Origin of the sequence: Streptomyces cahuitamycinicus (assembly GCF_002891435.1) — a bacterium.
GTDB classification, from domain to species: Bacteria; Actinomycetota; Actinomycetes; order Streptomycetales; family Streptomycetaceae; genus Streptomyces; species Streptomyces cahuitamycinicus.
In genome coordinates this window covers 1-9,027 of the sequence record NZ_POUC01000337.1, presented here as the reverse complement: position 1 = coordinate 9,027, position 9,027 = coordinate 1, and the positions used below count along the sequence as shown (strand labels likewise).

Annotated in this window: 9 protein-coding genes; 4 read left to right on the top strand and 5 right to left on the bottom strand. The window is 69.3% G+C overall.

Going from position 1 to position 9,027, the window contains the following annotated elements; all coding sequences use genetic code 11:
- Positions 1-47: 47 nt before the first annotated feature.
- Complete coding sequence (gene nagB, locus C1J00_RS32025; protein WP_102912486.1) at positions 48-833, bottom strand: glucosamine-6-phosphate deaminase; 786 nt, start codon at positions 831-833, stop codon at positions 48-50.
- Positions 834-1,114: 281 nt separating this feature from the next.
- Here nagB and C1J00_RS32020 point away from each other — a divergent pair, with 281 nt between their 5' ends.
- Positions 1,115-2,188: an SIS domain-containing protein gene (locus tag C1J00_RS32020; RefSeq protein WP_102912485.1), complete on the top strand. Its 1,074-nt coding sequence runs from the start codon at positions 1,115-1,117 to the stop codon at positions 2,186-2,188.
- A 286-nt stretch (positions 2,189-2,474) separates the two neighbouring features.
- Here C1J00_RS32020 and C1J00_RS32015 read toward each other — a convergent pair whose 3' ends face one another.
- Positions 2,475-3,227, bottom strand: a complete 753-nt coding sequence (locus C1J00_RS32015; protein WP_102912484.1) for an SDR family oxidoreductase — start codon at positions 3,225-3,227, stop codon at positions 2,475-2,477.
- Between the two features lie 95 nt (positions 3,228-3,322).
- Here C1J00_RS32015 and C1J00_RS32010 point away from each other — a divergent pair, with 95 nt between their 5' ends.
- Positions 3,323-4,012, top strand: a complete 690-nt coding sequence (locus tag C1J00_RS32010; RefSeq protein ID WP_102912483.1) for a TetR/AcrR family transcriptional regulator — start codon at positions 3,323-3,325, stop codon at positions 4,010-4,012.
- A gap of 350 nt (positions 4,013-4,362) precedes the next feature.
- Positions 4,363-5,829, top strand: a complete 1,467-nt coding sequence (locus C1J00_RS32005) for a sensor histidine kinase (protein WP_102912482.1) — start codon at positions 4,363-4,365, stop codon at positions 5,827-5,829.
- Between the two features lie 236 nt (positions 5,830-6,065).
- Here C1J00_RS32005 and C1J00_RS32000 read toward each other — a convergent pair whose 3' ends face one another.
- Together C1J00_RS32000 and C1J00_RS31995 are read right to left on the bottom strand one after the other, a co-directional pair.
- Positions 6,066-6,323, bottom strand: a complete 258-nt coding sequence (locus C1J00_RS32000; RefSeq protein ID WP_003992873.1) for a WhiB family transcriptional regulator — start codon at positions 6,321-6,323, stop codon at positions 6,066-6,068.
- A gap of 322 nt (positions 6,324-6,645) precedes the next feature.
- Complete coding sequence (locus tag C1J00_RS31995) at positions 6,646-7,614, bottom strand: diacylglycerol/lipid kinase family protein (RefSeq protein WP_102912481.1); 969 nt, start codon at positions 7,612-7,614, stop codon at positions 6,646-6,648.
- A gap of 116 nt (positions 7,615-7,730) precedes the next feature.
- On the opposite strand from C1J00_RS31995, the gene C1J00_RS31990 reads away from it, so the two are divergent.
- A complete protein-coding gene (locus tag C1J00_RS31990; RefSeq protein ID WP_102912480.1) occupies positions 7,731-8,180 on the top strand; it encodes a hypothetical protein in 450 nt (149 codons plus the stop codon).
- A gap of 3 nt (positions 8,181-8,183) precedes the next feature.
- On the opposite strand, the gene C1J00_RS31985 is transcribed toward C1J00_RS31990, so the two are convergent.
- Positions 8,184-9,027, bottom strand: an 844-nt coding sequence (locus C1J00_RS31985) for an RNA polymerase sigma factor SigF (RefSeq protein WP_102912479.1), incomplete at its 5' end; no start/stop codon positions are given.

The window sequence follows — 9,027 nt, the reverse complement described above, 5'->3', positions numbered from 1 at the left end:
AAACCCTAGAGTTCGTCGGAAGCGTCAGAGGTGTATAAGAGACAGCCTCAGATCCCCTGCCACTCCGGCTTGTTGGCATAGGTGTGCCGGAAGTAGTCCGCCAGCTTCAGCTTCGACGCGGCGGCCTCGTCCACGACGACGGTCGCATGCGGGTGGAGCTGGAGCGCGGACGCGGGGCACACCGCGGCGATCGGCCCTTCCACCGTCGCCGCGACCGCGTCAGCCTTGCCCTCACCAGTGGCGACCAACACCAGATGCCGGGCCTCCAGGATGGTGCCGATGCCCTGCGTGATCACATGATGCGGCACCTGGTCGATGTCACCGCCGAAGAAGCGCGCGTTGTCGATCCGGGTCTGCTCGGTCAGCGTCTTGATCCGTGTCCGCGAAGCCAGCGACGAGCACGGCTCGTTGAACCCTATGTGCCCGTCGGTCCCGATCCCGAGCAGCTGAAGGTCCACACCCCCGGCGTCCGACAGCGCCTTGTCATAGGCCTCGCACGCCCCCTGCACGTCCTCCGCCGTGCCGTCCGGGCCTGTGAACTGGTCCATCCCGATCCCGAGCGGCTCCAGCACCTCGCGCCGCAGCACCGAGCGGTACGACTCCGGGTGATCGGCGGGCAGCCCCACATACTCGTCGAGCTGCGCGATCCTAGCCCGCCCGACGTCCACGGCACCCGAGCGGACCTTCGCCGCCAGCGCCTCGTACACGGGCAGCGGCGTCGAGCCGGTGGCCACGCCCAGCAGGGCGCCGGGCTTGCGGCCAAGAAGCTTGGCCATGGCCTCGGCGATGAGCTCGCCGCCCGCCTTGGCGTCCGGAACGATGACAACTTCCACGCTGGGCCTGCCGATCTGGGAGGAGTGCTCAACTGGGACCGGACCCGGAGGGGTCGTGTGGTTTAGACCAATCTAACAGAGCGGTCCCGTCCGTCCCAGGGTGAGAACCGCCGCTCCGACGCGGGCAAAGTCGGCGTGCCGACCAGGTCGGCACGGGGTGAACCGCCGATCCGCGAAAGGTGCGGATATGTCGGTTCGAGGCCCCCCTGGTGGGCGCTGCCCGGCCCGGGGGAGTGGAATGGGATCTGCAGTTACCCGGCCCGCCCCTGGAAGGACCCGCCATGACCGACGCCGCCACACCGGACCCCGGCAGCGAGCTCCCGGGCCGGACCATGGCCCGTGAGATGGCGGAGCAACCCGCCGTCATGCGCCGGATCCTGTCCGAGGGTGCCCCCGCCATCCAGGACGTCGCCCGGCGGATCGCCGCCCGCGCGCCCCGCTTCGTGCTGCTGACCGCCCGCGGCACCTCCGACAACGCCGCCCTGTACGCCAAGTACCTTCTGGAGATCCGGCTCGGCCTGCCCTGCGGGCTCACCTCGATGTCCACCACCACGGCCTACGGCGCCCGGCCCGACCTCACCGACGTCCTCGTCGTCACCGTCAGCCAGTCCGGCGGCTCCCCGGACCTGGTCGCCTCCGCCCGGGCCGCCCGGGAGGCCGGCGCGATCACGCTGGCCGTCACAAACAACGCGGACTCACCGCTCGCCGGTGTCTCCGGGTACCACATCGACATCATGGCCGGGCCGGAGAAGGCACTCCCCGCGACCAAGACCTACACCGCCCCCCTTCTCGCTCTCTATCTCTTCGTCGAGGGCCTGCGCGGCGGCGACGGCGCGCCTGCGCAGATGCTGCCGGATCTCGCCGGGCAGTTGCTCGCCCGGCAGGACGAGGTGCGCACCCTCGCCGCCCGATACCGCTTCGCCGAGCGCATGGTGATCACGTCCCGCGGCTACGGCTACCTCACGGCCCAGGAGGCCGCCCTCAAGCTGATGGAGACCAGCTACATCCCCGCCCTCTCCTACTCCGGCGCGGACCTGTTGCACGGACCGCTCGCCATGGTCGACAACGTCTCCCCGGTCATCGCCGTGGTCACCGACGGCAAGGGCGGCGAAGCGCTCCAGCCCGTCCTGGACCGGTTGCGCGACCGTGGCGCCGACCTCGTCGCCATCGGCCCCAGGCATCAGGTGGAGCAGGCATCGGCCGGCTTCGTCCTGCCCACGGATGATGTGGCCGAGGAGGTCCAGCCCATGCTGGAGATCATCCCGCTCCAGCTCCTGGCCTACGAGGTCACCATCGCCCGAGGCCAGGACCCGGACGCGCCCCGGGCGCTGGCGAAGGTGACGGAGACTCGCTGAGGCCGGGGAGCTACGGGAGTCAGCGCGGGCCGCGGGGTGAGCGGCGGCCGTGGTCCGGCCGTCGGAGACACCGTGTCCTTCGGCCCGGCTTGGCCTCCACGACGGTATGGCGTGCGTGCCTCCCCGGCATGGCATGCGTGCCTCCCCGGCTGGGCGTCGCGTCCGCAGCGCATCCCACGGCCTGGTCACCGCTTCCACAGCGCATCCCACGGGCCTGGCCACCGCTTCCACAGCGCTCGACCTGGCCCCGACAGCCCCTGCCCCCTGCCCGCCCGGCAAGCGCTGGCTATGTGAGCGAACCACCTGTCACATCCACCCAGCTACCCGTCACCCATCGCCCCCCGTCCGACACCAGGAACGCCACCACGTCGGCGACCTCGGCGGGCTCGCCCACGCCGCCCAGCGCCGATATCGCCGCGGCCTTCGCCCAGCCGTCGGGGCTGCCGTGCAGCAGTGCCGCCGTGTTGTCCGTATCGATGATCCCCGGGGCCACCGAGTTCACCGTGATGCCCCGGCTCCCCAGCACCTTGGACAGGTCGCGCGAGAAGACGTCCAGCGCGCCCTTGGTCATCGCGTACGCCACGTTGTCCGGCATCACCGCCGTCCGGGCCAGCCCCGACGAGATGTTGACGACCCGGCCGCCGTCCCGCAGGCGGGTCATGCCGTGCTTGAGGATGAAGAACGGCGCCTTCACGTTCACCGCGAAGGCCTCCTCGTACTCCCGCTCCTCCAACTGCCCGATCGGCCGGGTGTTGCCGATCGCCGCGTTGTTGACCAGAATGTCCAGCCCGTCCGCGTGCCGGTCGAATTGCTCCCACAGTGCCAGGGCGTCCCCCGGTACCCCCAGCTCCACGCCCACCACGAACGCCGAGCCTCCGGCCCTTTCGATCGCCGCGACCGTCTCCTTGGCCGCCGTCTCGTTCCTGCCGTAGTGCACCGCGACCCGAGCGCCGTCGCGCCCCAGCCGCTCGGCGATTCCTCGCCCGATGCCCCTGCTCGCCCCCGTGACGAGTGCCGTCCTGCCCGTGAGCACGCCCATTGGCGGAGCCCCCTCTTTTTTCTAGTGGTCGCTACAGAAATGACCGTACATCAGCCGTCCGTCATTTCTCTAGTGCCCGCTATAAAATGCACCCCATGGTGAACGACGACGGAACCGCCAAGGCCAGTACGGGGCCTGACACCGACAGTGCGGGAGCCGCCGGAGGCGGCAAGGCCAGGACCAAGTCCCGCGGCCGCCCCCGCTCCTTCGATCGCGAGACCGCCCTGGAGAAGGCCCTCCTCGCCTTCTGGGAGCACGGCTACGAGGCCACGTCTGTCTCCGACCTCACCCGCGTCATGGACATCGGGGCCCCCAGCCTGTACGCGGCCTTCGGTGACAAGCGGTCCCTCTTCGAAGAGGTCGTCCGCATGTACGGCACGAGGCACGGATCCTTCACCGACCGCGCCCTCGCCGAGGAGCCCACGGCGCGGGCCGCCGTCGAGCGCGCCCTGTGCGAGGCCGCCACCGCGTACACGGAACCCGGCCACCCGCACGGCTGCCTGGTCGTCCACGCCGCGACGAACTGCTCGACCCCCGAGGTGGAGAAGTCGCTGCGGGACCGCCGCAACGCCAACATCGCCGCGATCGAGAGCCGTATCCGGGCCGATGTCGCCGCCGGTGTGCTGCCGCCGGCCACCGACGCCGCCGCCCTGGCCCGGCACGCCGGAGCGATGATCCAGGGGATGTCGCAACAGGCACGCGACGGGGCGAGCCGGGAGGAACTGGAGGCGGTCGCGGAAATTGCCCTCTCCGTCTGGCCCCGCACAGGAACCCACACGGGTTAGGCTGCCTGCCGGACGACAGTGCGTCCGACGTGTCGCGGAAATGACAACAACGAACAGGTTCCAACGCATGGACACCCGTAAGTGGTCTAGTCCACAATGCGTAGCGAGAGCGCGTGTGCACGCGCACCAGCCTCCGTCTTCCCCGCACAGGAAGGCGGACCGAGGAACCGAGGCTCTCTGCCCTGACTGCCCCGGCTCCTCATCCTCGGCCGACCGGGACCGCACACCCCACGGCCGATGCTGCTCCGGGCTGCGGTGCCGGGAGGGTTGAGGGTCCCTCTCAGGCGCCGCGGCCCGCGGGTGTTTCAGGGCCGTACGAACCCCCGGGTACGCTCGCACACGTGCCCTCCATGAACGAACTCGTACGCCAGCACACCGCCCTCGACGACACCGATCTCGAGTGGCTGCACCTGCTGGTCTCGGAGTGGCAGCTGCTCTCCGACCTCTCCTTCGCCGACCTGGTCCTGTGGGTCCCCACCAGCGACGGCACCCGGTACGTCTCGGTCGCCCAGATGCGCCCCAACACCGGTCCGACCTCGTACCAGGACGACATGGTGGGCCACCTCGTCCCGCGCGGGCGCCGGCCGATGCTGGATGTAGCCCTCGACGAAGGCCGCATCGTGCGCGAGGGTGATCCGGAGTGGCGCGAGGAGGTCCCCGTACGGGTCGAATCGATCCCCGTACGGCGGGAGGGACGCGTCCTCGGGGTCATCGCGCGCAACACCAACCTCCTCACCGTGCGCACCCCGAGCCGCCTGGAGCTCACCTATCTGCAGAGCGCCTCCGACCTCGCACAGATGATCGCGGCCGGGTCCTTCCCGTTCGCGAACCAGCAGCTCGACATGGACGCCTCGCCCCGCGTGGGCGACGGCCTGATCCGGCTCGACGCCGACGCCATCGTCCAGTACGCCTCCCCGAACGCCCTGTCCGCCTACCACCGGCTCGGCCTCGCCTCCGACCTCGTCGGCCAGCATCTGGGAAAGACCACCGCCGAACTCGCCCCCACCCGGGGCCCGGTGGACGAGGCGCTCGCCAAGGTCGCCAGCGGCTGGGCGCCGCGCGAGTTCGAGATCGAGGCCAGCGACGGGGTCATCCAGTTCCGGGCGATCCCGCTCAAACCGAAGGGCACCCGCATCGGTTCCCTCGTCCTGCTCCGTGACGTCACCGAACTGCGTCGGCGAGAGCGTGAGTTGATCACCAAGGACGCGACGATCCGGGAGATCCACCACCGCGTCAAGAACAACCTCCAGACGGTGGCGGCGCTGCTCCGTCTGCAGGCCCGGCGCATCGAGTCCGACCGCGGACGGGAGGCCCTCGAAGAGGCGGTGCGGCGCGTCGGATCGATTGCGATCGTGCACGAGACGCTCTCCCAGAACCTGGACGAGCGGGTGGAGTTCGACGACATCGCCGACCGTGTGCTCGCCATGGTCGCGGAGATCTCCCCGGGCAAGGTCGCAGGCCGGCGCACCGGCCGCTTCGGCATTCTCGACGCGGAGGTCGCCACGCCGCTTTCGATGGTGCTGACGGAGGTGCTGCAGAACGCGCTGGAGCACGGTTTCAGTGAGGGTGACACCGGCACGGTCGAGGTCTCGGCGGTCCGCGGCGGCACGAACAAGGAGGCCCGACTGCTCGTCACGGTCCAGGATGACGGGGTCGGCCTGCCGGAAGGGTTCGATCCGCACACCGCCGGCAATCTCGGCCTGCAGATCGTGCGGACCCTGGTGGAGGGGGAGTTGGGCGGCACCTTCGACATGGTGCCGGCCCCGGAGCGTGGCACCCGTGTGATCCTCGACATCCCGGTGCGGTCGCAGAAGTAGCAGGGCCGGTGCGGTCGTATAAGCAGCGGGACCCGAAGCCCTGGCACAGGGGCCGGAAAGCAATGAGCCCCGGACCACCAAGTGGCCCGGGGCTAAAGCTCGTTGCTGCTTAACTAAGCGCATCGGGGGAACTGCGCGCTGCGGCTCGGGGGCGGGAGATGCGTACTCGCTGTCAACGAAGTAATGCCGACAGGCACACGCGCCGCCAAGCTCAGGCTGTCAGCAGGGGTGGGTTGTCAGGCGGAGGCCTGACGAGCCCGGTTGCGGGCGGCGCGGCGCTTCATGGCGCGGCGCTCGTCCTCGCTGAGACCACCCCAGACGCCGGAGTCCTGGCCGGACTCGAGCGCCCACTGCAGACACTGCTCGATCACCGGGCAGCGACGGCAGACGGCCTTGGCTTCCTCGATCTGCAGCAGCGCAGGACCGGTGTTGCCGATGGGGAAGAAGAGCTCGGGGTCTTCCTCGCGGCAAACGGCGTTGTGACGCCAGTCCATGGCTGCTACCTCTCCTTGGTATTACGTGCAGGGCTTGCTTGTGAATGTGAACGCTTTCACGAATCCCTCAACAAGTGAAGGGCCGACTGCCAGGTTCCCCGGCGAAGGTCCTGTGAGTTGAAGAGGGGTTCTGGTGATCAGTGGAGGCCGGTGTTGCGGGCCGTCTCGATCGCCACGTAGAGACTCGCAAACCTCAGCGGCGGATACAACCCCTTCTGGAAAGTTTTTTTTGATTCTTCGGTGTCGACTAGGTCACAGCCGTACTTCCATGGGGTGGATCCTGGCCTAAACGTTCGAGTGAAAGGACTTTAGCGAGTTCTGCTCACACAATCACACGCAGTGCACGGCGTACGCCTGTGAACGTCACGCTTGTTCGCAGACCCAGGTGGTCGCCGTCCATCTGGAGGGGGAGCGGGACCTTCGAATGCAAGGTGAACTCTGTCAAGTCGTGCAGAGAGGTGGCGTGCTTGCCATGGGGTCCACGCTCGGGGGACGAAGTGAGCAACTGGGTGCCATACCGGGCAACAGCCGCGGGGGACAGACGGCTGAGACCGAAGAGATCGAGGCCGGTATCGAACGAGGCTTTAGGCGCCGCGTAGATCGGGCGATTCCCCAGAAACGTCCACGGTGAGGTGTTCGAGACTATGGACAGCACCAGATCGGTGACCGGATCCTCGCCTGCCCGCTCCAGTGTGATCGTCCCATTGCGGCGGTTCGGTTCGCCGAGGAGCTGGCGCACGACCTGGCGCACGTAGAGAGCGTGTGTGGATTTCCGGCCGCGCTCGCGATGCTGCTCCACACGACCCACCACACCGGCATCGAAGCCGAGCCCGGCGTTGAAAGTGAACCACCGGGACGGCACCGCCTCGTCCTCCGTGCCCGGCGTGCCCGAGGCCAGCCCGAGGCCGACGGTCCGTTCGCTGCCGTCGCGCAGGGCGTCCAGCAGGGCGCCGGTGGCCTCCACTGCGTCGTTGGGCAGACCCAGGGCGCGGGCGAAGACGTTGGTGGAGCCGCCCGGGACCACCGCGAGGCCGGGCAGCTGCTCCGGGGCGGGGCCGGCGTGCAGCAGGCCGTTGACCACCTCGTTGACCGTGCCGTCGCCGCCGAGGGCCACCACCAGGTCGATGTCGTCACTGTCCGCCGCCTGCCGGCCCAGGTCGCGCGCGTGACCGCGGTACTCGGTGGTGACCGCCTCCAGCTTCATCTCACTGGCGAGCGCATGGATCAGTACGTCGCGTGTGCGCGCGCTCGTAGTGGTTGCCGCCGGATTGACCACGAGAAGTGCACGCATGACTGGCAGCGTACCTACTGGGTGGTACCGGGCCCATACCGAGGTAGTGATCAGGTAAGAGAGCGGAGGTGAACCGCGCCTCGGGAGGCGTGTACGACGGGGGCTACTCTTCAGGGGTGAGCAGTGAGCAGACCTCCACCACCGAGGAAACCACCGGCCCCCGCCCCCGGCGTCTGACGTACGCCGCGCTGCTGGCCGCACTGGAGGGGCTCGCGCTGGTCGTCGGAGGCGTCTGGATCCTCGTCCTCGGTCTCACGGGTCATCCGGACGACCGGCAGCAGGCCGTGACCGGAGGTATCACGCTGGTCGTGCTCGCGCTGCTGCCACTGCTCGCCACGCGCGGGCTGCTCGGCCGCCGCAGCTGGAGCCGCGGCCCGGCCGTCATCACCCAGCTCTTGGCGCTGCCGGTGGCCTACAACCTGCTGCAAGCCGACAGCATGGCCATCCCGGCCGGGATCGCCCTCGCCGTCGTGGCCGTCGCGTCGCTCGTCCTGCTGGTGAACCCCGAGACGACCCGGGCCCTCGGGATCCGCGGGCCCGGCAACCCCGGCAACCTGGAGAAGTAGGCGTCACTCCTCGACGAGGAGCTTCTCCCGCAGCTGAGCCAGTGTGCGCGCCAGCAGCCGGGAGACGTGCATCTGCGAGATGCCGACCTCCTGCGCGATCTGCGACTGGGTCATGTTGCCGAAGAACCGCAGCAGCAGAATCCGCTTCTCACGCGGCGGGAGATCCTCCAGCAGTGGCTTGAGGGACTCCCGGTACTCCACGCCCTCCAGCGCCTCGTCCTCCGCGCCGAGGGTGTCCGCGACCGCCGGGGACTCGTCGTCGGTGTCGGGGACGTCCAGGGACAGCGTGGAGTACGCGTTGGCGGACTCCAGACCTTCCAGGACCTCCTCCTCCGAGATCGCCAGCTTCTCTGCGAGCTCGTGAACCGTGGGAGAGCGGCCGTGCAGCTGCGAGAGCTCGGCCGTGGCCGTCGTCAGCGCCAGGCGCAGCTCCTGCAGCCGACGCGGGACGCGCACCGCCCAGCCCTTGTCGCGGAAGTGCCGCTTGATCTCGCCGACGACCGTCGGGGTCGCGTACGTCGAGAACTCCACGCCGCGGTCCGGGTCGAATCGGTCGACCGACTTGATGAGGCCGATGGTGGCGACCTGGGTGAGGTCGTCCAGCGGCTCCCCGCGGTTGCGGAAGCGGCGCGCGAGATGCTCCACGAGCGGCAGATGCATCCGGACCAGCTGGTTGCGCAGCTCCGCGTACTCGGGGCTGCCGCTGCTCAAGGTGCGCAGCTTGAGGAACAGCTCGCGCGCACCGCTGCGGTCCGGAGAGCGGTGCTGCGCACCTGGTGCGTGGTGTGTGCGCGGCGCCTGATTCTCGGAGTCTCGCTCGTGCTCGCTCATCGTCCCGCCCGTCGCC